Here is a 1,281-nt window from a genome sequence, read left to right on the forward strand (position 1 = left end):
CCACCGACGCGGGCATCGCCCCGTCCTCCGAGCCCGCCGGTCAGCCACCGAACGGACCCCCGAGGAGCGCCCCGGGATCGCTCCCGAAGCACCGAAGGACAGGTGACGGCTAATGAGCACAAAATAGGAACATTGTCAAGATCGGCTGGCGCCGCGGCGGTCGATCCAACCTCGGGCTGCCGCGCGGCTTTCACGCCCGATCCTGATCGTCGTCGAAAAGCCCACGCCACAAACCAAAAGGGGGCCGCCTCGCGGCGACCCCCCTTCATCATCTCCCTGGTTGGCTTGGACTCAGAAGTCCATGCCGCCCATGCCGCCGCCGCCCGGCATCGCGGGGGCGCCGCCATCCTTCTTCGGCGCGTCGGCGACCATGGCCTCGGTGGTCACCAGCAGGCCGGCGACCGAAGCCGCGTCCTGCAGAGCGGTGCGCACGACCTTGGCCGGATCGACGATGCCGGCCTGGATCATGTCGACATACTCCTCGGTCTGGGCGTTGAAGCCGTAGGTCTCCGAAGAGGTGTTGTCGGTGATCTTGCCGACCACGATCGAGCCTTCGACGCCCGCGTTCTGGGCGATCTGACGGATTGGGGCTTCGAGGGCCTTCAGCACGATCTTGATGCCGGCCTGGACATCCGGGACGTCGGACTTCAGCTCGGCGACCGCCTTCTTGGCACGCAGCAGGGCGGTGCCGCCGCCGGGGACGATGCCTTCCTCGACCGCCGCGCGGGTGGCGTTGAGGGCGTCGTCGACGCGGTCCTTCTTCTCCTTGACCTCGACCTCGGTCGCGCCGCCGACGCGGATCACCGCGACGCCGCCCGCGAGCTTGGCCAGACGCCCCTGCAGCTTCTCCCGGTCGTAATCCGAGGTGGTCTCCTCGATCTGCGCCTTGATCTGCGAGATCCGGCCCTCGATGTCCGACTTCTCGCCGACGCCGTCGATGATCGTGGTGGTCTCCTTCTCGATCCGCACGCGCTTGGCGCGGCCGAGCATGGGCAGCGTCACGTTCTCGAGCTTGATGCCCAGATCCTCGGCGATCATCTGGCCCTTGGTCAGGATCGCGATGTCCTCGAGCATCGCCTTGCGGCGATCACCGAAGCCCGGCGCCTTCACGGCCGCGACCTTCAGGCCGCCGCGCAGCTTGTTCACCACCAGTGTGGCCAGGGCCTCGCCCTCGATGTCCTCGGCGATGATCAGCAGCGGCTTGCCGGTCTGGACCACGGCCTCGAGCACCGGCAGCATCGCCTGCAGCGACGACAGCTTCTTCTCGTGGATCAGGATGTA

The 1,281-nt window shown here is 67.4% G+C and carries 1 protein-coding gene; it reads right to left on the bottom strand.

Features of this window, described 5'->3' with window-relative positions; genetic code table 11:
* Positions 1 to 291 precede the first annotated feature (291 nt).
* A partial coding sequence (groEL, locus tag MKL11_RS09735; RefSeq protein WP_243942635.1) for a chaperonin GroEL occupies positions 292 to 1,281 on the bottom strand: 990 nt, incomplete at its 5' end.

The sequence above is a fragment of the Methylobacterium sp. J-077 genome, from assembly GCF_022829365.1.
GTDB lineage: Bacteria > Pseudomonadota > Alphaproteobacteria > Rhizobiales > Beijerinckiaceae > Methylobacterium.